We start from the raw sequence: 23362 nt of genomic DNA, 5'->3' as shown, positions 1-23362 counted from the left end.
GACGCCATCGGGCGGCATGGGGGCGCCATGCGGGCGATTGAGCTTTACCGGGAATGCCGCTATAGCGAGGTCATCGCCTCTTGGTTGGGGTGAGCGGGACCCGTAGCTCAGTTGGATAGAGCGTCGCCCTCCGAAGGCGAAGGTCGCACGTTCGAATCGTGTCGGGTCCGCCAATTCTCCGATCGCCGCAAGTTACCGAAATAGCAGCCGCTCCACTTCCGGCTGTGGTAGGGGGTGGCGCTTCCACCGTAGGATGCATTAAATAGGCGCGGCGGGGGAGCTGCGCATGACGACAGGTGTTTTATCAGCGTGGCGTTCATGGCGGGATCGCAGCTTGATCCTGCGCGATATTCGTCGGCGCTCGGCTGACGCCAGGGAAGTCGACCGTTTCAAGGTCAAAGACCAGCTCACCTACGCGAACGCGGCGCTGGACATCAATGACCATCGGCAGGCCACCGAGATTTGGGATCGGCTGATGGCCGATCACCGGTCCGCTGCGTGCGAATCCCCGCTGGCGCTCAGGGTGCTCCTGCGCCTGCGTCGCTACGACGAGGCGACTATGGTCATGCGCCAAGGCCAGCAGCGCTCGCCGGCGGAACCCCGCTTCCTGCAGGGGCTTGGACAGATCGCCCAGGCCAAGGGCGATCATGATGAGGCCGTTCTGATCTTCGCTCGGCTGCGAAAAAGCTTTCCTGGGGTGATGGAAGGCTACACCTCGGCCGCCGAGTCGTTGAAGGCGACCAACCGGCTGGACGAGGCCGAGGAACTGGTCGGCAAGGCGATGAAGAACTTTCATTCTCACATCGCTCCTTTCCTGGAATACGCCCGCATCGCCATGTTGCGGCGGGACTGGGAGGAGGCGCTGCGGCGCTGGGATCCCATCCGGGACCAATTCGCCCACGTCTCCGGTTTCGTTGGCGCGGCACAGGCGCTTGTGCAGCTAGGGCGCTACGATGCAGCTGAGCAACTGCTTCAGGACGCGCGCTATCGCTTCGGATCAGGTCCGGAACCGCTGAGCGAATACGCCAGGGTGGCAGAGGCAAGGGGCGACAGGGCCGAAGCCGCGCGGCGCTGGAACGACGTGCTGTCCCGCTTCCCGCTCGATATGCCTGTGTATCTCGCTGCATCCGAGGCGTTCGAGAGGCTCGGCGAACCGGCGCCGGCCGAGGACGCGCTGCGTGCTGCCATCAATCGGTTTCCGACCGAACTTCGCCCGATGCTTGATCTGGCCAAGCTGCTGCAGATCAAGCGCCGGAATTTTCCGGCCGCCGCCGAGGTATGGACCGTTATGCGCGCCGCGTTTCCGGATAACCAGGAGGGCTATACCAGCGGCGCCGAGGCTCTGCGGTTAAGCGGCGACAACGAACGGGCCGATGCGCTGCTTGAGGCGCACCGGCTTCGTTTCAGATCGACCTAATCGTGCGCCATGATAGCAGAAAGGGCAGTATGTGGTTCACCTCTGGGCATCGGATTGCCGGCCCAATACAGCGCTTCCTGCGGTTGCTTATGACTATGCTACTCGTAGCAATGCCTCGGGCGCACGGCCAGCAGGTGTGGCTGGGCGTTCGCGGACCGGACGTTCGACCTAAAGGCGCGGCGGATTGGAATGCGCTGTTCAAGCCAACCGCTGAATGGTCGGCGGTCGCCTCAAAGATACAGATTTTTTCCATTACCGCCGGCTATGTCGTTCAGGCTTCGGATCAAGAATTGAAGGCCGTGGCGGCTGACCTAACCAACCGTCATATTGCGATTGCATTGGGCATGCAGTCCGTTGGCATCGGGCCTGGCGACCATTGCGGTCATGAGGAAGGCTACGGCGTGCCGGGGTTTACCGCTCGGGCGGCGGAAAAGCTGCATCGGCTGGAAATACCTCTGCAATACCTTGCCCTGGACGAGCCTCTGTGGTTTGGTCATTACGATTCAGGTTCGCAAGGCTGCCGCTTTGACCTACCCGAACTGGCTCGTCGAGTTGCGCTTAACGTCCGCGCCTATCAGCAATACTTTCCCGACGTCACGGTGGGTGACATCGAACCGGTGCCGATCTTGACGACGTTTGCCGATTGGAAATCGGCGTTCCGTTCGTTTGCGCATGAGTTGTCTTCGGCCACCGGCCGATCGCTTGCATTTCTGCAGACCGATGTGGATTGGCGCTTGCCTTCGTTTCACCAGTCTATTATCGATACAGCAACGTTTGCCCATCAACAGGGCCTCAAGTTCGGCGTAATCTATAAGGGTGATGGCGGCGACGACAGCGGTCCTGCTTGGGTCGCCGACGCGATCAACCATTTCGACGGCTTGGAAACAACGCAGGGCGTGATGCCCGAACAGGCAATTGTCGAGACCTGGGATCCGCATCCGACGCATGTGCTACCGGAAACCTCGGACGCGACGCTGAGCCACGTCATCGCCCGATATCGTCTGATCCGGACCAAGCTGGTGGCGGTCCGCGACGGTGCGGCGGTAAGCGGACAGTTGACTGATCAAGGTGGGAGCCCAGTTCCCGACGCCAAAGTCGAGCTCCAGGCCATTGGTCGAGGTCGGGGCCGAGTCCCGCTGGTTCATTCTGTTTCCGGTACGGTGCCAGCGGCGGCCCGTTTCGCGATCATCGGCATACGGGTCAACAGTGAGTGTTTGTGCGCCGGTCCCAACAACCTGCTGATCGGTGACATTCGCTACTCGGAGAGTGCCGGCGGCACCGTCGTGCAACAGTATAATCTGCCCGAGAAAGTGGGGCGGCGCAGCGGAGGCGTCTGGAACGGGATCGAGATGGCAACAACGGCGATTGGTGGCCAGTCGTTCGCTCATCTGGTGGTCGGTCCGGATCAGCACTTCGCCGCCAACGGTCCAATGTTCAGTGTTACCCCAGGCGCGCGGTTCAATCTTGAGGTTCCGATCAGCGCTGCCTCCGGGGATGGAATGTTTGGGGCCCCTATGGTCATTTGGTTGGATAACCCCCGTCACGGTCTGATGCGGACGAGAATTTACCTCGGTCGTCAACTTACCGTCGCCAGCTCTGCCAAAACCGGGCGTGATGGGCGCTTCAAGGTTGTCGCTGCCGGCGACATTGCGGACTCGCAAGGCGGTCTTCAGATCACGTTCGCGGGCGATCCGTCGCGGCGGAGTACGCTGCTGCTGCTGCACTGAGGTGGGGAGATATCGGGTGCCGCTAATATCTCGCCGAGCAGTGATTTCGATAGCGACGGCGCGGTTGGCGTTGCCGAATGGCGCGGACGCTGCCGGACAATCACCTGCTGAGCTGCATCCGCTGATGGCGGCGAGCTGGCAGCAGGCCACCAATGATGCAACGATAACCGACACGGTAAACAATACGTTGAACAGCCGAGCACGCTGCGTAGCGCCGCTCGGAACTGGCCTACGGGACATCGTCCTGGGGTTCCCGGGATGGGGTTTGAAGGCGATCGAGAAGCCCTGGCCGGCACCGTATCGGGTGACCGCCTGCGTGGAATATCCGGTGGGGACTTTTCATCCGGTCTACATCAATGGCCAGCGGGTCCAGACCGTATTTCCCGGATCTGAAACGGTTATGTTCGAACCGTGTCCGATCCAGATACCGGCCGGTGCCATATTTTACGTGAAGTGCTTTGCCTTTTGGGACGGCGGATTTTGGATGGGGCGATCGCAAGCCTGCATACCGGCGTTGGCGGAGTGGACCAATCGGGGCGCGGGACTTTCGGATCAGACGCTGACGTCTGCAACCTTCCGGACGACCGCCTTGGCAGCGGGGTTCCGGCCTGCCGTGTTCGCCCGGCTGGACAACCCCGGTGTTGTCCTCGGTATCCTCGGTGCCAGCCAGGAAATGGCCTACGGCGCAGACTGCTCGGATCCCGATACCGGCGGCTTGTTTATCGGCCGTGCCATGCGCAATCTTTTTCCGGTGATGAACCTCAGCCGGGCTGGCGACAGTCTCGGTCAATATCTATACCGGAATGATGCCAGGCGGCAGTTGCTTTTGGGCAGACTGACGCATCTTGTCCTTGCACTGGGCAGCAATGATATTTTCGCGGGGATTCCAGTCGAAAAAACCATTGCCTGGCTGAAGCACGCGGCCGAGCCATACATGGCGAACGGAGTGCGCGTTTACGGAATGACCGTCTTGCCGCGCAGTACCAGTAGCGATTCTTGGGTAACCGCGAAGAACCAAGCTCCCGTCAATGCAGCCTTCGAGCGGGCAAGAGTCGCATTCAATGCCAAGCTAATGGCGGGTTATCGAGCCATGGGCTTTGCGGGAATGTTTGACGGTGCGCATGCGATCGACCCGGACGACCGGGGTGTATGGGCGGCAGACGGCCTTTCGCCAGGCTACGGCGGTGGTGGTTTTGCATCCTTGGTGAACGGATCGGTGGCCAGCGTCCGGCTTGGCGTCATGGGCCCGAATGGTCCCGGCGGCGGTGGCTACCCCCCGAACTCGTTGGTTCCTTGCGCCATATTGAATGCGCCGGGGGACGCGTTGGGCGCGGGGGCCGTTATCGCCATGCGCACCGACCGTGAAGGCAAAGGGGTGTCGTTCTCTGTCCAGAATGGAGGTGCAAGATACCGCTATCCACCGTTGATTGCTGCCAGGGGGCAGTGGTGCGTCCATGACGGGGTGCATGAATGCAAGCGAGGATATGACGCGGTGATTGCGGGAAGCAATCTTGGTCCGGACGTGTTTCTAAGCTAGCGTCCGGTTCGGGAGAGAGGTCCCGGTTTTGCTGATGACTTTATCCGGCTCGCCGCTATCGTCGTTTGTAAACTGTTATCTGTTCGGCAAGGGCCCGCCAAATGATGACCTCGATCAGTGACAAAATTACCTTTGGCCGCGGCGGCAACGCGCGACCCCACCAGCTATACGGATGGAATGTAGGTGAGGACGGGTTCACCTGGACTTTGCGCCACGAAAGCGCACTTAGCCTACCCAAGCCCCGCAGCATTCACGGCGGTTTCGTTGAGATCATGTTGCTTCCGCTCACCCGCCCCTCCGGCCCAAAATGTCAGCGGGTGCGAGTCCGGGCTAACGGGGAGCCTCTCGGCGAAACCCGTCTGGCCTCACCGGCATTGATAGGCTTCTATTTTCACGCGCAATCGAAATTTGATGACCAATTCGTAATCACCATTGAACATCCGGATCGATTCAAGCAATCGCCGGAAGCCGATGCGCCCGACTTCGCGGTCGCTGTCAAGAGTATCAGGGTTCTCGACTTGCAGGAACCGTTGGCCCATTCGGTCTCAGGCAGCTCGCACGTCTGGCACCCGGATGTCACAATGGACGATCAATGTTTGATTGCGGCTGCGGAGGAAGTCACCGGCTTTACCGTCCACGAACTGATGACAAGCTTTCAACTCGTAGCTGGCGATTGCGAATTTGGCGGCGTTCAACGTGCCTGCGGGTCCGATCCTCTCGGGTTGTTCCGCTTTGCCGGTGCATCTCCCTTCTCCGCAGTCGAAATACTTGACTCCAAATTCGATGGAATTGGCCAGGATCTCGACCCGTACGTGGCCGAGCACGGCAATCGTGAGTGGATGATCAGAGATCGCCGCTATGGTCTCGGCTACCACACCCGAATGTCGGCTAACGAGGTGTCGCGCGAGCAGGTTACCCGTGCCGAAAAACGGAAGGTCTCCTTTCTCTGTCGCTTGTTTCTTGAGGAGTTGGATGCGCGTCAAAAGATTTTTGTTTGTGCAGACCGGTTCGACTCTCCACCCGAAGCCATGCTGCCGCTGTTTTTGGCGCTGAGCCGCTACGGCCAAAACACTCTACTTTGGATAACACGTGCGGTCAGTGCACATCAAGTAGGCAGCGTTGAGGAGGTGCTGCCGGGATTGATGCGGGGCTACATCGATCGATTTACCCCCCACGCCGTCGGAAGCAAACCCTCCCTGAGTGGCTGGCTGTCAGTGTTGACGAATGCCTGGTTGCTGAATCAGCGTTCGCCTTATCCCTGCACCGCTAAAGCGCCCGAGGTCGGGTTTGTCGGGTGATCAAAACCACCCGCCCGGCGAGCAGATTACGGCTAAGGTCGTCTTCTGAGCCCCCCGGGCCCGGGTCCGGGGTCGATCAGGCGACACCACAATTGCGACAGCGTGCATAAGCAAGTTCCAACGGGACCGGGGACCTTGAATGACCGACACTAATTACTTTGCAGAAGACCGATTGATCCGCGTTGCAGTGATCGGGAACTCCAATTCCGTTATGCGCAACTCGTTTGTGGAAGTCCTGAAGCAAGACCAAACATTATCGGTACACAACATGAGTATTGGGGCGACGCCCAACATTGTGCTTCTTGACGTGTTGGCTACCGCTGGTGATCTCAACCACGACATCATCATCGTGGAAACTGCGGTCATAGACGCGATGCAGGGTCCATCGGGCGCCTATCCGCTGGATGTAGCACGTCGAAATCTTCGCATTTTTATTCAGAGTATCTCCATTACTTCCCATGCCAAAATTGCCTTCCTTCTAATTCCCACAAGAATAGCCTTGTTGGAACCAAAGCGCCATAATACCGAGGAGATGTATCTTTCGCTCGCGGCCGAATTCGGCATTGCAACGCTCAATCTGTACAATCTGTTTCGGCAAATGTTAGGTGGATATTCTGCGGACCGCGTTGAACGCTTGTCCGCATTGGCGCCAATCGTTGCGGAGAACTTCGCCGTCCCGAAGCACGCTGTCTATGACCTTTCGTGGAGTGCTCTGCGGGACTACAATTCGATTTCAAATTGCCTTGTGTTGATCGGCTTCAGTGACCATGCTCATGTTAGCCGGATAATTCACCGGCTGGCCGGTCGCTTGTTGACATCTTGGATCCATGGCCTTCCGGTATGCTCCAACTATTCTGATGCGAAATCGAAGTCGGGACTTGTGCGGGCCATGTCGGCCCAATTAGGAGATAGGGAGCCGGTTACTCGACAAAGCACATTAATGAGCCGGAATCTTCTCGGTCTCGAGAGTGGAGAGACAGTTAAATACATCTGCCCTCCAGATCACGATATAGTCGGCCTGTTCCTTAACCGGAGCAGAACCTCAGGCTTCCTTAAGCTGGACAGCGCAAGGGGGTCGATCATCTTGGATTGTCGGTTCGTTCGATATCCGAATCCCTGGGTGGGCGTCGTAGTCCCGATCATAGATCAAATTGGAGGTGGAGAAATCATTCTTTCAGTCCGGTCAAACAACGACGCAGCAGCGCCAGTTCGATGCCTGCCTGATACACAGGACGCGGTTTGCGAAGGCTGTGCCGAAGTTGCGGAAATGATTGCAGTCAGGCAGAGCACGTTGCAGAATCTTGCCGAAGCAAGCTCCGAAGACGTTTCCTCTAATCATTACGTCTCGATAGAAAATCTTGCCAGCGCTCAAGTGATATGCCAGGAAACCTATCAGGAGCTGGAAGAGGTGGCCGATGGCATCGGTCCGGCGGGTGTCGGCCTTTCCAGGGGCTTAGCCCCATTGTTCAGTAGTTTTCTTAAGACTGATCCGATCGGTTCCCATGCATACAGCTCGGCCCGTGCGATGCTCCTGATGGGAGATCCGTATGGCGCTGAACAATTCCTTGCGGACAAAATTGCCGACGGTAAACATGACCCAGCTTTGCCCAACCTGCATCAGTGTCTTAAAACGTTTCTTTACGGCGACGACTCTCAGGGGTGAGCAGGGTCTGCCTACCATGTGTCGAAGGAGCATTACCGCGTAGCGACATACGCCGAAGGCACCAAGCCCCGCTCCATCTGCCAGCATGTGGAAACCAAGCGCGACCCCTCATGCCCCACCACGTGCAAGCCCACGCGACAGCGACGCGCGTCCTTCGGACTGATCGCTGAAAAGGAAATCCGCTGCCATGTCTTCGGCAATGCCAAATTGGCGTATTGCATTTGCTCGTTCTTCCATCCGCCAATCCGGATCGAAGCCTCGTTCGCCGGAAACCGTTCCGGCAACCAGATCCAGCAAGATGCCACATACAACGTGCCGGGCGACACATCGATATCCACCCATTGCCCCACCAGAGTGTTGCCCACCGGGCCAAGCCTGCGGTGGAAGCAAACCGACTGATCCCCCAGCATTGGACTGAAATCCAGTTCCGCCCATTCCGCATCCGGGTCAGTCGCGCCGCCGACGAAGCCGGCAAAGCTTCTCGACGCCGGAATCAGGTTGGCGCGCTTGCGCCAATTCGGCCGCGGCTGAGGCGTCCCCTCCGGTCCCAGCAGATCCAGGATCCGATCGACGCTGACCGAAAAGTCCGAGTGCGTCGCCGGCACGCCTTGGCCCAGAACATGGTCGTATCGCATCCCGGCCGAACGGGCCACCGAGGCATAGGCGTCCGTTCCGGCCTCGGGATGGAAAAGTTCGATCACCCGCCCAAGATGTTTGCCCATGGCGATATGCGTCAGCCCCATCCCGTGCGGTGCGACGACGATCTCGGCATTACGGAACAACCCCACCTGTTCCTCTACCGGAATGCCGGCCAACTGCACCGGCACGAAGCCGCGCCCCTGCAGCGCCGCAACCACCTCGGCCTCATTCACGATCCTGCGCCGATCGGCATCGCCACGGGAAACATAAATCCGCCTCGCCGAGCTATCGGTTCCCTGCACATGCTCGGCCAAGCGGTTCAGCACACCCAGCGACTGCGGATGTGCCATCTGGGCCGGGTGGACATGAAGTTCCTTCTGGTCGGAAAACCAGACGCACTTCCTGGCACCCTTCAACAGCAGGCCGCGGTCCGGGAAATACAGGCTGGACACCGGAATCCGAGCAACCTGGCACAGCGCCTGTCCGATCAGTTCCTGATAGCGGCCCGGTATGCCGCCAAACACGAAGATCTCATCGCGATAGCCGAACTGATCGACGTAATGCAGAACCCGGGTCATGCCGTCGAACAGATAATGGCAGAAATTACCGAAGCCGAAGCGGTCCTGGATGATCACCACGGTCCGATCGGTGTCCACACTCTCCGTCTCGGCCAGAAACTTGCGCGACAGCGACCGTGGGCTCGCGGTCTGCCACATGGCGCCGAGGTCACGCGACAATACCTGGTAGCGAAACGGATGCACGTAGGCTACGGCATCATCGCTGGCGTAGGCGCGGAACGGCAGCCGGCGCGGCCGGCGCATGAATCCGGCAAGCGCGGCAGGCCATGCCAAATCCATTATTTCGTTGGGGCACCATTCCAATAGTTCGGCGGTCTCCACCGTGTCGTTGCCCCGTTGCTCGAACCCGCTGCCGGCGGCATCAGGACAAAACTGTTGCAGCGTCCCGTCGTCGACCGCCCAGTTGGCGTTGAAGAAACTCTTGTCCGGGGCAAGTCGCCCGGTGACGTGCCCCAATTCGTCGGTCAATTGCCGCAAACGAAAGAACGTCACATCGATATAGGACGCCACGCCTTCGACATTGGCATGCAATAGGGCGCCTATGTCGGCGCTTGCCGGATTGGCTATCATCGCGCGGGCCTTGGCGAACAACGCGTCAGCCTCCGCCGAGGTGGTTTTTATGAAAGCCCCCGCGGTGGCGCGCATATCATCGGTCCAACCATACATCCCGTCCTGCCCCCGCCGGAGATACTGGTGCACCGCTTATAGCACGGAAAGGTTGCGTAGAAAGCCACAGATTGGCGCCGTTAGCGATCGGGTTATCCTTTGACAACTCTCGGTTCGGATGGCAGTGAGGCCTACCTCATGCTGTATACGGCCACGTTCGGCACACCAACCAGCAAGCGAGCCCCTGATGCGTGTCTATGTCCACGGCAACTGTCAGGCCCCGGCCATCGCATCGCTGCTCGCCGGCCAGTTTCCCGATTGGCGCGTTGACAGCTACGAGGTGTTTACCCAGACCATCACCGATCAGATCGACGCCTACCGCGATATCGTCGCTCAGGCCGACATCATCATCAGCCAGCCGGTCCACGACGGCTACCGGGATCGGCAGGATCTGTCGCTCAGTTGGGTCCGATCCGCCGCGAAGTCGGGCGCCGCCGTCGTCGTGGTCCCGTCGCTGTTCTTCGATGGGCAACTCGTCGGCTGGCGATCCGTGGCAATCCCCGGTTACGGCATGCCCTACCAGGATATGCTGGTGCTGCACTGCGCGGCGATGGGCATGGCGGCGGACCGGATCACCACGATCGTTCTTGACCGGGAACTATACCCCGACAGCTTCATCTCCAACGAAATAAAGCTTTCGATCGAGGAGATGCGACGCCGCGAAGCCGGAGACGGAATCGATATCCAATTTTCGCCGTTTCTTGAACGTTACGGTGACCGCGCGCCACTGTTCCACGTGATAAATCACCCGTGCCGCCCGTCGCTCGCCTATGTGGCGAACCAAACGCTGGCCCATCTGGGCTATCCCGCCGAAGTGTCTTACGTTGGCCCCGAGTACCTGCGTTACCCGCATGTGCCGCTGACCGCCTGCGTCCGCCGCTTTCTGCGCGCCCGCGCCGGCGGTCCGCCGGAATGGGAAATCGACGACGGCGAAAGATATCATCTTCCGACCAAGGCATTGCTCACCCCGGCCGAATATTGCATGCGCGTCGTCAACCACCTCAGGTCCCACCGGCGGGAGGAACTGTTGCAGCAACTCCAGGAAGGCCATGTCAAGCCGTTCCTCGAACGCCTCGCCGACAAGGTGCCAGGAATCCCCGGAATTGGCATGTGGCGCGCAGCCTGAGGCCCAACCCTAAGCCGACAGACCCAGTGGCGGTGCAGCGCCCTGCAGCGAAAGAACCCGCACCGAGTCCCCCAGCCCCGCCGCCAATTCACCCACATGCGGATGATGGGTCAGCACAACCACCTGCACCTGCTCGCTCAGCGCCGTCAGCGCCCGCAGCGTTGCCGTCGTGCGCGGATCATCGAAAGTCTGCAGGATATCGTCGGCGATGAACGGCAACGGCGATGCCCCCCGCGCATAATCCTCCAGCGCCGCGATCCGCAGCGCCAGATACAACTGATCGCTGGTCCCCTCGCTCAACTGATCCAGCGATTTCCGCGTCACCCGGTCAGCCTCCAATGCCACCATGATCTGGCCGTCCCGGCTGTCCTCGACACGCACCCCGGCCTGAGCGCCGCCGGTTATGGCATGAAACACCTCGCCAATCCGCGCCAACAGAGGCTGGTCGGCGCTGCTCGCCTGGCGGTCGAGTGCGGCCTGCAACAGCGCATGCGTGGTATGCAGCAGCAGCGCTTCGTCGGCGGTCCGCGCCAGATGGGCCTGCGCCGCTTCCCGACGGTGCGCGGCCTCGGTCGCGTCCAGACCGTTGCCCGCTTGGTCCAGCGCGGCGGCGGCGGCGGCGGCGGCCTCCCTGGCGGTCCCGATTCGCGCCGCGCGGTCCTGTTCGGCGGCATCAATCGCCGCGATCCGGTCAACATCCGCCTCGGCCGTGGTCGCACCGCCCCGCGCCGCCAGCGCCTCGACGGTTTGGCCGCCGCCCTGCAGCGCGAGTTGGCGCAACGCCTCCGCCACATCCGCCCGCGCCGCGGCCACCGCTCGGATGCGCTCCAACCGGCGTTCCGCCGCCTCATCGGTGGCCACAAGCAGCGCGGCACGCAGACCGCCCAACATCACGGCTGCGGCGGCGGCATCGGCTACCGCAACAGCCAGTTTCGTCTCCGATTGCTCGATTCGCCGATCGGCGTCCTGGCAACGCGCGGCCTCCCGGTGTTCGGCCTGCAGACGATGGTGGAACGCCGCCGCCGCTTCGATCGGCGCCAGCACCGCCAATTCCGCTGACAGGCCTGCTAAACCGGCAACCTTGACCGCAAGCAGGTCGACCGCCGCACGCATCCCGTCGATCCGGCCCTGCCTCTCGGAGATCGCCGCCTCGGCCTGGCGCAATTCCTCGATCTGAACCATCGCGTCGCCGGTCGTCGCCGGCGCCTCGCCGTCGGGCCGAGCCAATTCGGCTGCCACGCTTCGCCACGCGGCCTCCCATTCGGTCAGCGCCCGCGCCGCATTGTCGGCCGCGATGGCCGAGGCCGCCCGCGCCGCCCGATGCCTGCTCGTCTGCTCGGTCAGTGACCGCCGCCGCGCCGCCAGGTCGCGATCGGCCTCGATCAACCGGTCCGCCCGCGCCAGCAAAGCGCCCAGTTCCGCCACCGAATCCGGTTCGGTATCGATCGCGGCGGCCAACCGCTGGCCCAGCGTAGTCAGCACGCCTTCAAGGTCCGCCAGTTCCCTTGCCGCCGCATCGCGCGCGCAACGACAGGCCACGGCGGCCTCCCTGGCGCGCAGGAAGCTACGCAAACCGGCCACATCCTCGGTGTCGCCGCCCGCCACCCGAGCGATCGTCAGAAGCGTGCCCCGCGCCGCCGCCATCGCCGCCGCCGAACGCGCCATCGCGACGGCCTGCCTGGCGCGTTCGATCTCCAGTGACTCGAGGTGGCCGCGCAGCGCGGTTGCCTCGGCAACCTCCCGTCCGTGCGCAATCAGCGCGTCGGCAACGCTATCCGCATGACGCATCGCCCGATCCAGAGCGACCGCCGCCGCCCCGTCCGGACGCTCCGGCCCACACAGCAGCGCCCAGAGCGCATCGCGTTCGGCGCGCGCGTTCGCCAGCGCGTCTGGCGCAGGCAGCATCGCCGTCCGCTCCAGCGCCGCCAGCCGGGCCTGCTCAGTTTCGATGTCGGCCCCACGAGCAGCGTGATCCCGCACTGCCTGCGCCTGCGCCGCCTCAGCCTGGTTCAACGCCTTGCCGGCAGCCTCCAGCTTTGCTTCCGACGGCGCCGCGGTGCCGTTCAAAACGGCCTCGGGCAACGCACGATCAGGCATCGCCGCCAGCGAGCTCCGCAGCGCTGCCTCGGCGTCGCGCAGCTTGCGCCTGCCGGCATCCAGGCGAAGCCCCGGGTCACCGCCGGCGCGCAACAGCCCGACAAGATCGCCAAGCGCCGCGACATCGCCCTGGTCGGCCAGCCCAGCCAATTCCCCCAGGCTCGACGCCAGCGCCAGCTCCGCGGCCGCCAGGTGCTCCGCCGCCGCGGCCGCGTCGGCCGCCAGTTTCGGATGCTGACGCAGGCGTCGCTGGGCATCCTTGATCACCGGCACCGGCGGCAACCGCAGGCCGGCGTTCCATCCCAAATCGCGGCGCAGCGCCGTCGCCCGCGTCTGTTCGGCCGCCATTTCCCGTTGCATCGTCGGCAGGTCGATTTCGCACTGCGTCGCCACCCCGCGCAGGCCGCCAAGCGCGGTGATTTCGCCATCCGCCAGGATCCACGCGGGATCGAAATGGAGGCCGGCCCGTGCTTCGCGCGCCGCCTGCAGGTCCAGCCGAGCGGCTTCGGCACCCCCGGCCGTTACCACGCCCTGCTGCAGCGCCTCACGCCAGCGCCACTCGAACCGGTCGTCCAGGTGCGGCACATCTTGAGTCTCGGCTAACACAAGTTGCGCCGAATGCAACCGGTCGAGCCACGGACGGCAGGCGCCGATAACACGAACCCGCTCCCGCTCCGCGGCGTCGTCCGCCTGCTCGCGCAACAGCCCCTCCAGGTGCCGAACCGCGTCCGTTGCCTGGCGTTCCAGCGTCTGCCAACTGTCCGGACGCAGCGCCGAACGCCGCAGATCGGAATTGCCTTGTTCCCAGAGACTCAGCGCGCTCCACAGCGGACGCGACCGATGACGCGCCGTGGCCTTGCCCAACTCGTCGCGTTTGCGCTCCAGTTCGGCCAACAGCTCGCGCACCCTGGCCATGCCGCCTCCGGCCGCGAACAGCACCTGTCCCAGACGGCCCTGGCTGCGCATCAGTTCGCGCCCACCGGAGCGCAACAGCGCGGTATCCAGGCCGAATAGTTCCCGGAACACCGTTTCATCCGCGCCGCCCAGCAAACGGCGTGCATCGGCGGCGGAGACCTCGGCTCCATCGGCCCGGGCGAGCGTGTTGCCGTTGCCCTTGCGCCGCGCCAAGGACACAACGCGGCCGTCATCGACGACGTCCGCCAGCAGGCGCATGCGTTCGGTGCCAAAACGGAAGCTCATCGCGGTACGCGGTTCGATGCCGAACAGGAACTCGCCGATCGCCTGGCGGATGACGGATTTGCCGTAGCCGTTCGGCGCCACGATAAGGTTGACCCGCCCAGGAGCCGGTTCGAGCGGCAGGTCAAGCTGCTCGAACGGTCCGTAACGCTCCAGGCGGAAATGCGCCAGACGCATCAGGCCCGTGCGGACAGCGCCGCCTCCAGCCTGCGCTTGGCCTGCTCGATGATCGGCGCGGGATCCGCGCTGAGCAGCGAGTGACCTTGCGGCAAAGCGTCTCGCAGCTTGCCCAGCAGCACGGCGGGCCAGTCGCCCAGCAGGTCGGGTGGCGGCGCGGCGGCGATGGCGTCGATTTGGTTCAGCAGCCGGGTCAGGTTGTCGGGTCTTGCGGAGGCATCGATCCCTGGCGGCGCGCTGGTCCGCAGCTTGACCGATTCGAGCCAGAACAAGTGGTCCCCGGTGATCGCCTGAGCCTCGTTCAGTACCTTATCGCGCAATCCGTCGCCCGATAGCGCGGCATGAGCCAAGGTCATGCCGATCAACGTGACACGCGCCGCAAGCGGCCGTGATGCCGTGTCGCGCGCCGCCTCCAGGGCGGTTTGCACACGGATCAGGGCGTCGGCTTCGTCCGCCGCCGCGCTGATGTCGACCTCGATATGGGCCCAGCGCAGCACGTCGAGCACGCGGTGCTCGACCGAGACGGCGCGATCGTTGACCGTGACCAGGCTGGCGCCCTTCTCTCCGGTCTCGCCGATATGGCGGCCCTGCAGGTTGCCGGGAAACACAATCCACGGATCGCGGCAGAGTTCCTGCCGCTCGTGCACATGCCCCAGCGCCCAATAATCGTAACCGTGCGTTTGCAGCCGCCTCAGTTCGCAGGGGGCGTAGCGATCGTGCGCCGCGTAACCCTCGGCCGAGGTGTGCAGCAGGCCTATGTTGAACAGGCCTTCGATGGGTTTTGGATAGCCGCGCGACAGGTCCTCCAGCACCGCCCGGTCGGCGAAGCTTTGGCCGTGTATGGCAACGCCGATACTGTTCAGCGTGTGAGTATGCGCCTCGCCGTGTCCGAACGTCATCACATGCGGCATTCGCAGCGATCGGGTCATGCGGTTGGCGGCGTCGTGGTTGCCGCGGATCGTCAGCACCGGGATCGCCGCCTGGTGCAGCCGGCGCATCTGGTTGGAGAAGAACAGGCCGGTGCCGAAGTCCGGCCAATCGCCATCGTAGATGTCGCCCGCGATCAGCACGAAGTCGACTTTTTCCTCGATCGCCAGGTCGACCAGTTTGCCCAGCGCCTTTCGCGTCGCGCCGCGGATTATTTCGGTTGGTGCCAGTGGATCGGCTTCGAGGCCTCGCAGCGGACTATCAAGATGCAGGTCTGCGGCATGCAGAAATCGGACGTTCGTCATTCCGGCTTGATATCACTTCCCGCCGAGTCGGATAAACTGGATTCTCGACACTTGATCTCGCGAAGCGGTCGGTTCGTGATAGACTCCGCGCGGCTTTAGATCGCCCGGCAGTGACACTGTCGTATCTTGAACCATGTCTGGAAATCGGAATGGCCAGCCTGCCGAACCGTCTGCCGGGGTTGAACTTCGATTTGGGCGAGAACGCCGACATGCTGCGCTCCACGGTCGAGGCGTTTGCCGCCGAGGAAATCGCCCCCCGTGCCGCCGCGATCGACCGCGATAACGCGTTCCCGATGGATCTATGGCCGAAAATGGGGTCACTCGGCGTGCTCGGGGTGACGGCGGCCGAACAGTACGGCGGCGCCGGCATGGGCTACCTGGAGCATGTGGTGGCGATGGAGGAAATCTCCCGCGCATCGGCCTCGGTGGGGCTGTCCTATGGCGCGCATTCCAACCTGTGCGTCAACCAGATTTTTCGCAACGGCAACGATGACCAGAAGCAGCGCTACCTGCCGGGGCTGATCGACGGATCCCGCGTCGGCGCCCTGGCGATGAGCGAGCCGGGGGCCGGATCGGATGTCGTCGGCATGCGCACCCGAGCAGACCGCAAGGGCGACCGCTACGTGCTCAATGGCAGCAAGATGTGGATCACCAACGGGCCGGACGCGGATGTGCTGGTGATCTACGCCAAGACCGATCCGGCGGCCGGCTCGCGCGGCATCACCGCGTTCCTGGTGGAGAAGGGGTTCAAGGGCTTCTCCACCGCGCAGAAGCTGGACAAGCTGGGCATGCGCGGGTCCAACACCTGCGAACTGGTGTTCTCCGATTGCGAGGTGCCGCAAGAGAACATCCTGTCTAGCGTCGGCCATGGCGTGAACGTGCTGATGAGCGGGCTGGACTACGAGCGTGCCGTGCTGGCGGCCGGCCCGATCGGGATCATGCAGGCCTGCATGGATGTGGTCGTGCCGTACGTCCACGAACGCAAGCAATTCGGCCAGGCGATCGGCGAATTTCAGTTGATGCAGGGCAAGCTGGCCGACATGTACACCACGATGAACGCCGCCAAGGCCTACGTCTACGCCGTCGCCAAGGCCTGCGATCGCGGCGAAACCGCGCGCAAGGACGCCGCCGGCGCAATTCTGTATGCGGCGGAGAAAGCCACCTGGATGGCATTGGAGGCGATCCAGGCGCTGGGCGGCAATGGCTACATCAACGACTACCCCACCGGCCGCCTGCTGCGCGACGCCAAACTGTATGAGATCGGCGCCGGCACCAGCGAGATCCGCCGCATGCTGATCGGGCGGGAATTGTTCGCGGAGACTGCGTGAGATTGCGGGGTCGAGACGCCGCGGATGTGGCGCCCGTTTTGGTGTCATTTCATCAGCCGACGCCGCCGCGCCGCCCCAACGCTCAGCAAGCCGACGCTCAGCAGCGCGATCGACATCGGCTCCGGGATGTTCATCGAATCCACATAAAAGCGTACGCTGCTGCCGCTGATGTCGAACTCGCTGGCCGCCTCACCTGCGCTCGGCCGGGTGAAAATCTCGTTCGTCGTCAGCGTCGTGTTGCTGTTGAGCCAGCCCGACGCAGCATAGGTCAGACTGGTGGTCGAGGTCTTGACGGGTAACAACTGGAATTCGCCATTGCCCGCAAAGTCCGGGAACATCAAAGCCAGGCCTTGCCCACTCACGGTGTGGGTTATGCCGTTCAGAGTAAGGGTTACCTGGCTGCTGCCAATGGCCCCTGTTGATGTAACATAGTAGTCGAACGATCCGGTCACTTGATCAGCAACGTTACAGCCAAACTGCCCACTGCAGGTTTGCTTCAAGCCCCAGGTGTTGTTGGGGTCAACAATCGAGGTTGTGGTTCCACTGAAGGAGCCAATCATTTCAACCGAAGGCGTTGCGTGGGCGATCGCCGCATACAACGGCATACTTGCCACGGCGGCCAGCATGACTAATCCCCGCTTGATGGAAAACATATCATAACTCCAAAACAGGCACATCATTATGCCCCAGCAAGAGCGATCGCAAGTACCGTGCCAGTTGAGCAACGTATCTGCGACGCTTGCGGCTACGCCGTGATCGGCCGCCTCTCACCTGTTCCTTGGTTGTAGGTCGCAAGACTGATCGAGCGACTACCTGATCGTGCTCTCGCGATCGGCCTGCCTATGACGGTCGAGACGTAAAAATCACCGACACAATCATAAGTTTCAAGTTCCTGCCAATGTATGCCTGGAACCTGCATAAATACACATCTGTGCCTCGCAACGGCAGCTTAAGCAAAAACAGCCGCACAGCGGTCAGAAACGAATGCTAAAGGATTACGTGCGTCGACGTAAAATCCACCGACAACGTATTCTCCTTGGGTGCAAGATTGTACGTTGCCGCTTTTCCCGGTCCCTGTCGTTGCCGGTCCCTGTCGTTGCCGGTCCCTGTCGTTGCCGGTCCCTGTCGTTGGTAGAGTCGGCCGCTGGCCACGGACCAAATAGCGTTGATTTCGCACCGCCGTGACCCTTCGACTTGCCCATGAGGGAAAGCGGCGCACTTGGCCGTACCGCGTGTGCCCGCCACGGGCGATCGCGGCGGGATCGTCATTACCGACGCTGTCCGTCGGCCGGCCATCGTTGACCGGCGCCAGGACGGGACCGGATTGGGATCGGCTCGCCCCTTTCGCGCCGGCTTACGCGGCGGTAGACCAAGAACGAGATCCCTCAAAGGTGATGGGCCGGCATGCTGCGATCCAACGTGAACCTCCGATCGGACGAATTCTCGGCCAATGCCGCGGCGATGGGCGCACTGGTGGCCGATTTGCGGGAAAAGGTGGCGAACGTCGCTCAGGGCGGCGGCGCCGTCGCCCGCGAACGCCATGTCGGCCGCGGCAAGCTGCTGCCGCGCGACCGTGTCGCCGCGCTGATCGACCCCGGCTCCCCGTTCCTGGAACTCTCCCAACTCGCCGCCTTAGGCCTCTACGGCGGCGAAGTCCCGGCCGCCGGCATCGTCACCGGCATCGGCCGGGTCTGTGGCCGCGAGTGCGTCATCGTTGCCAACGATGCCACCGTCAAAGGCGGCACCTACTTCCCGATGACCGTCAAGAAGCACCTCCGCGCCCAGGAGATCGCGCGGAAAAACAACCTGCCCTGCCTCTATCTGGTCGATTCCGGTGGCGCCTTCCTGCCGATGCAGGACGAAATCTTCCCCGACCGCGAGCATTTCGGCCGCATCTTCTTCAACCAGGCCAACATGTCGGCCGAGGCCATCCCGCAGATCGCCGTCGTCATGGGATCGTGCACCGCCGGGGGTGCCTACGTCCCGGCGATGAGCGACGAAAGCATCATCGTCCGGAAGCAGGGCACCATCTTCCTCGGCGGCCCGCCGCTGGTGCAGGCCGCGACCGGAGAGATCGTAACGGCAGAGGACCTTGGCGGCGCCGACGTCCACGCGCGCACCTCGGGCGTGGTGGATCATTACGCCCGGAACGACCACCACGCACTGTCGATCTGCCGCCGCATCGTCGCGGGCCTGAACCGCGACAAGCCGGCCGGCCCGGAACGGCGCGCCGCGGAACCGCCAAGATACGATCCCGCCGAACTGCATGGCGTGGTGCCGACCGACCTGCGCGCCACCTACGACGTGCGCGAGGTGATCGCCCGGGTCGTCGACGGCAGCGTGTTCGACGAGTTCAAGCGGCTGTATGGCACCACCCTGGTGTGCGGTTTCGCCCACCTCTACGGCTGCCCGGTCGGCATCGTCGCCAACAACGGCATCCTGTTCTCGGAATCCTCGCTGAAAGGCGCCCACTTCATCGAGCTGTGCAGCCAGCGCAACATCCCGCTGATCTTCCTGCAGAACATCAGCGGCTTCATGGTCGGCCGCAAATACGAATCCGGCGGCATCGCCAAGGACGGCGCCAAGCTGGTCACCGCCGTGTCCACCACCGCGGTGCCGAAGCTCACGGTGATCATCGGCGGCAGCTACGGCGCCGGAAACTACGGCATGTGCGGCCGCGCCTACGATCCGCGCTTACTGTTCATGTGGCCGAACGCGCGGATTTCGGTGATGGGCGGTGAGCAGGCCGCCGGCGTGCTGGCCACCGTGCGCAGCGGGTCCGCCGAATGGACCAAGCAGCAGGAGGAAGACTTCAAAGCCCCAATCCGCGCTCAATACGACTCCCAGGGCCATCCCTATTACGCCAGCGCCCGCCTCTGGGACGATGGCATCATCGATCCCGTCGACACCCGTCGCGTGCTTGGCCTGTCACTGTCGGCCGCCCTGAATAAACCCCGACAGAAAACAAGTTTCGGCGTGTTCCGGATGTGACCGCGATGTTCCGCACCCTGCTGATCGCTAACCGAGGCGAAATCGCCTGCCGCGTCATCCGCACCGCCAGGCGCCTTGGGATCGAAACGATCGCGCTCTACTCCGAAGCCGACGCCAACGCGCTGCACGTCCAGGCCGCGGACCGCGCCTACCCGGTCGGCCCTGCTCCGGCGCGCGAAAGCTACCTCAACATCCCCCGTATCATCGACACCGCCCGCGCCGCCGGCGCCGAGGCGATCCATCCCGGTTACGGCTTCCTGTCGGAAAACCCCGCCTTCGCCGCGGCTTGCGCTGCAGCGGGGATCGTCTTCGTCGGCCCACCACCCGCGGCGATGCGCGCCATGGGATCGAAATCCGCCGCCAAGGCGCTGATGGAAACATCGGCGGTGCCGCTGCTGCCCGGCTACCACGGCGAGCGCCAGGACCCCGACTTCCTGGCAGACCAGGCGGCGAGGATCGGCTTTCCCGTCGTGATCAAGGCGGTCTCCGGCGGCGGCGGCCGCGGCATGCGGGTGGTGACCGCGGCGGCGAACTTCGCCTCGGCGTTGACCTCGGCCCGGCAAGAGGCGGCATCGGCATTCTCCGACGACCGGGTGCTGGTCGAACGCTATCTGCAGCGACCCCGCCATATCGAGGTCCAGGTGTTCGCAGACACCCAAGGCAACGTCGTCCACCTGTTCGAACGCGACTGCTCCGCCCAGCGCCGCCACCAGAAGGTGATCGAGGAAGCACCCGCGCCGGGCCTGTCGGCCGCGCAGCGCGACCGCATGGGTGCCGCTGCCGTCGCCGCCGCCCGCGCGGTCGGCTATGTCGGCGCCGGAACGGTGGAATTCGTCGCCGACGCCGACGGGTTCTTCTTCCTGGAAATGAATACCAGGCTCCAGGTCGAACATCCGGTCACCGAAATGGTTACCGGCTTCGATCTGGTCGAATGGCAACTCCGCGTCGCCGCCGGCGAAAAGCTGCCGGTCACCCAGTCCGGCATTACCCTGTCGGGCCACGCCATCGAGGCGCGCATCTACGCCGAGGACCCGGCGCGCGATTTCGCCCCCTCGATCGGCCGCCTCACAGCGTTCCGCACCCCGGCCGAGACCGATGGCGTTCGCGTCGATACCGGCTTCGACACCGGCGATAGCGTGTCGATCCACTACGACGCCATGCTGGCAAAGCTGATCTGCCATGGCCCGACGCGCCACGCCGCCTTGCGCCGTCTGCAAACGGCGCTTGCCGACTGCGCCGTTGCCGGGCTTGCCAGCAACCTCGACCTGCTCGGCCGGATCGCCGCGCACCCCGACTTCATGGCCGGCGGCATCGACACCGGCTTCATCGCCCGCAACGGCGAAACCCTGCTCGCCGCGCAGCCCGCGCCGCCGCCCGAGGTCCTCGCCATCGCCGGACTCGCGGTGCTGACCGCCGAACCCCCGGCCGGCGATGATCCGTGGGACGCGCGCGATCAATGGTGGCTGAATACCACCCCGGTTCGGGTGCTCGATTTCACCGATGGAACCACCAACTATCCGGTCGCGGTAAAGCGCGAGGCGGCCGCCTGGCGAATCGGCGGCATCCTCGGCAGCGCGGAATCGCCGCGCGACGGCCGTCTGTTCGTTTCGCTTGACGGCGTCCGGCGCACCGTCAGTGCAACCGTCGATCACCACGTGGTGACCCTACGCGACGACGGTCAGACCTGGCGCCTGACCCTGCCGGATCCGCTGGCGGCCGCCGAGGACCAGGAAGATGCCGGCGATCGCCTGATCGCGCCGATCCCGGGCCTGGTGACCGAGGTCGCCGCATTGGTTGGCGCGCATGTCACCCGTGGCCAGGTGCTGGTCGTGCTGGAGGCGATGAAGACCGTCTTCCGTCTGTCGGCACCGGCCGACACCGTGGTCGCGTCGGTGGCCTGCGCCGCGGGCGACATGGTGCAGGAAGGCCAACTCCTTGTGGGTTTCGCCGAGGCTGAATCAAACGCTTAGAGCCGGGCCGGTATGTGATTCAATCGGTCCCGGACAATGCGGCGATCCGTCTCAGACAAACATCCGACCGTCGCAATCCGCCGACCGTCGATGGCCGCGATCTTGCTCGTTCGACTTCCACGTTACAGGCCAGCCGCCGACAGATCGCTAACCGCAATATCGTCCGGCCATGGGGCGTGCCGAGCGTTGGTGATCATCAAGCCCCAGGCAATAATCCTTACCAAGTGAACCCTTCACGCCGCCATTGCGAGACCTAAATGTAAGCGGCCGGAACCGGGTTTCGGAGCAGTGGCAACCACGGGAACAGACCGATGACCAACATGACGCGCTCCATCGTCTCAACCGCCGCGCTGCTGGCAACGCTCGGAGCATGCAGCGCCCCGCCCGCCGTCGATCCGAGCCAGGCCGCGCAAAACGCCAATACGCCGGGCTGGACCGGGCGCACCTTCGTGGTCGGATCCTCCAGCACTGTCGCGGGAAATGCCGAAGCGACCTATCTGCAGCAGAAATGGGGCGTCGGCCGGCAGCGCTGACGCAAGCGGCCTGTTCCCCCGTCGTCGGTTGCGTCATTCGCTTCCTGCTGTATTGACTCGCCGCCAACTGCAGCAGGAGGCAATGTGCCAACCGAAACCGGCCTGCGTTCGGCCGCTGAAAGCGTAGTCCTGGACTGGGACGCCGTGTGCGCCCATCTGGCCGCCCACGGCCACCGCCTGGACCTCGACCCACCGCCGCGCCAATTCGAGGGCGGGCTGGCCAACCTGAACTACCTGATTCATCTGGACGGCCAACCCGCCGTGCTCCGCCGCCCGCCGATGGGCGATCTTCCCCCCGGCGCCTACGACATGGCACGCGAGTTCCGCATCCTGTCGCGACTGCCCGACGCGCTGCCGTTCATCGCTCGCGGGCTGTATTTCTGCGATGACCCGACGGTCATCGGCCAGCGTTTCCAGATCATCGAATATCGCCCCGGCTTGGTGATCCGCGAGCACCTGCCCGCCAACCTGGCCCACCGTCCCGAGATCGGTGTTCGGCTGTCGCAGGTGCTATTGGAGACCATCGCCGCGATCCACGCGGTCGATACCAAGACGGTCGGGCTGGATGATCTCGGTCGGCCGGACGGCTTCCTGGAACGCGGCGTTGCCGGCTGGCGCAAGCGCGGCCTGGCGGCGATGCAGGACGGCACCGAAACCCTGCACCAACAGGTCGGACACTGGCTGGAAACCAATATCGTGCCGGACGGGCCGCCGGGCCTGCTGCACAATGATTTCAAGCTGAACAACATCATCCTTAACCCGGACGATCTCTCACCCCGCGCCGTGGTCGATTGGGATCAAGGCACCCGCGGCGATCCGCTGTTCGATTTCGCCACCCTGCTGTCATACTGGGTGCATCCCGACGATCCTCCCGCCTTGCACGACATGGAACAGATGCCCGCGGTCGAGGCGTGCCTCTGTCCGCGCCAGCAGGCAGTGGCGGAATACGCCCGCATCTCCGGGCGGGACATGTCCGACTTCGTCTTCCATCGGGTGCTGGCGATGTACAAACTGGCGGTGATTTTCCTGCAGCTTGGCCTGCGCTACCGCACCGGCGTGACGCAGGAGGCGCGCTACGCGCCGCTGACCGGCATCGGCACCGGCATCCTGGAATTCAGCCACGAAATCGCCCAGGGCAGCGCATTTTAGGCGGCCCTCCGTTCTAACCCTCGCCAGAGGATCGCCG

General features: G+C 63.4%; 15 protein-coding genes and 1 tRNA gene. 12 read left to right on the top strand and 4 right to left on the bottom strand.

The window, feature by feature from the left end; genetic code table 11:
• The first annotated feature begins 96 nt into the window (after window positions 1-96).
• From ACQY4T_RS20470 to ACQY4T_RS20445, 6 genes are all read left to right on the top strand, one after another.
• Window positions 97-173 (top strand) — tRNA-Arg (locus ACQY4T_RS20470).
• A 161-nt stretch (window positions 174-334) separates the two neighbouring features.
• The gene (locus ACQY4T_RS20465; protein ID WP_428534468.1) at window positions 335-1417 is read left to right on the top strand and encodes a tetratricopeptide repeat protein; all 1083 of its coding nucleotides are present in this window, start codon (window positions 335-337) and stop codon (window positions 1415-1417) included.
• A gap of 29 nt (window positions 1418-1446) precedes the next feature.
• On the top strand, window positions 1447-3144 hold the full coding sequence (locus ACQY4T_RS20460) for a hypothetical protein (protein WP_428534466.1): 1698 nt from the start codon (window positions 1447-1449) through the stop codon (window positions 3142-3144).
• Between the two features lie 64 nt (window positions 3145-3208).
• Complete coding sequence (locus ACQY4T_RS20455) at window positions 3209-4681, top strand: hypothetical protein (protein WP_428534464.1); 1473 nt, start codon at window positions 3209-3211, stop codon at window positions 4679-4681.
• Between the two features lie 101 nt (window positions 4682-4782).
• Window positions 4783-5979, top strand: coding sequence for a hypothetical protein (locus ACQY4T_RS20450; protein WP_428534462.1), 1197 nt, complete (start codon window positions 4783-4785; stop codon window positions 5977-5979).
• 139 nt (window positions 5980-6118) lie between these two features.
• Window positions 6119-7642, top strand: a complete 1524-nt coding sequence (locus ACQY4T_RS20445; RefSeq protein WP_428534460.1) for a hypothetical protein — start codon at window positions 6119-6121, stop codon at window positions 7640-7642.
• Between the two features lie 32 nt (window positions 7643-7674).
• On the opposite strand, the gene ACQY4T_RS20440 is transcribed toward ACQY4T_RS20445, so the two are convergent.
• Window positions 7675-9504 (bottom strand): glycosyltransferase family 61 protein, encoded by a 1830-nt coding sequence (locus ACQY4T_RS20440; protein ID WP_428534458.1) that lies wholly within the window; start codon window positions 9502-9504, stop codon window positions 7675-7677.
• Window positions 9505-9712: 208 nt separating this feature from the next.
• Here ACQY4T_RS20440 and ACQY4T_RS20435 point away from each other — a divergent pair, with 208 nt between their 5' ends.
• On the top strand, window positions 9713-10651 hold the full coding sequence (locus ACQY4T_RS20435; protein ID WP_428534456.1) for a WcbI family polysaccharide biosynthesis putative acetyltransferase: 939 nt from the start codon (window positions 9713-9715) through the stop codon (window positions 10649-10651).
• Window positions 10652-10660: 9 nt separating this feature from the next.
• Here ACQY4T_RS20435 and ACQY4T_RS20430 read toward each other — a convergent pair whose 3' ends face one another.
• Both ACQY4T_RS20430 and ACQY4T_RS20425 read right to left on the bottom strand, forming a co-directional pair.
• Window positions 10661-14122 (bottom strand): AAA family ATPase, encoded by a 3462-nt coding sequence (locus tag ACQY4T_RS20430; RefSeq protein WP_428534454.1) that lies wholly within the window; start codon window positions 14120-14122, stop codon window positions 10661-10663.
• Window positions 14122-15354: a metallophosphoesterase family protein gene (locus ACQY4T_RS20425; protein ID WP_428534452.1), complete on the bottom strand. Its 1233-nt coding sequence runs from the start codon at window positions 15352-15354 to the stop codon at window positions 14122-14124. Before ACQY4T_RS20425 ends, ACQY4T_RS20430 begins: the two co-directional genes overlap by 1 nt.
• Before the next feature lie 149 nt (window positions 15355-15503).
• On the opposite strand from ACQY4T_RS20425, the gene ACQY4T_RS20420 reads away from it, so the two are divergent.
• Complete coding sequence (locus tag ACQY4T_RS20420; RefSeq protein WP_428534450.1) at window positions 15504-16682, top strand: isovaleryl-CoA dehydrogenase; 1179 nt, start codon at window positions 15504-15506, stop codon at window positions 16680-16682.
• A 44-nt stretch (window positions 16683-16726) separates the two neighbouring features.
• On the opposite strand, the gene ACQY4T_RS20415 is transcribed toward ACQY4T_RS20420, so the two are convergent.
• Complete coding sequence (locus tag ACQY4T_RS20415) at window positions 16727-17335, bottom strand: PEP-CTERM sorting domain-containing protein (RefSeq protein WP_428534448.1); 609 nt, start codon at window positions 17333-17335, stop codon at window positions 16727-16729.
• 751 nt (window positions 17336-18086) lie between these two features.
• On the opposite strand from ACQY4T_RS20415, the gene ACQY4T_RS20410 reads away from it, so the two are divergent.
• From ACQY4T_RS20410 to ACQY4T_RS20395, 4 genes are all read left to right on the top strand, one after another.
• The gene (locus tag ACQY4T_RS20410; protein WP_428534446.1) at window positions 18087-19673 is read left to right on the top strand and encodes a carboxyl transferase domain-containing protein; all 1587 of its coding nucleotides are present in this window, start codon (window positions 18087-18089) and stop codon (window positions 19671-19673) included.
• A 5-nt stretch (window positions 19674-19678) separates the two neighbouring features.
• Window positions 19679-21643, top strand: coding sequence for an acetyl/propionyl/methylcrotonyl-CoA carboxylase subunit alpha (locus ACQY4T_RS20405; RefSeq protein WP_428534444.1), 1965 nt, complete (start codon window positions 19679-19681; stop codon window positions 21641-21643).
• Window positions 21644-21954: 311 nt separating this feature from the next.
• On the top strand, window positions 21955-22176 hold the full coding sequence (locus tag ACQY4T_RS20400; protein ID WP_428534442.1) for a hypothetical protein: 222 nt from the start codon (window positions 21955-21957) through the stop codon (window positions 22174-22176).
• 84 nt (window positions 22177-22260) lie between these two features.
• Window positions 22261-23325 (top strand): phosphotransferase family protein, encoded by a 1065-nt coding sequence (locus ACQY4T_RS20395; protein WP_428534440.1) that lies wholly within the window; start codon window positions 22261-22263, stop codon window positions 23323-23325.
• Window positions 23326-23362 lie beyond the last annotated feature (37 nt).

The sequence above is a fragment of the Rhodopila sp. genome, from assembly GCF_965277825.1.
Classification (GTDB): Bacteria; Pseudomonadota; Alphaproteobacteria; order Acetobacterales; family Acetobacteraceae; genus Rhodopila.
This window is presented reverse-complemented; position numbering and strand designations above follow the sequence as displayed.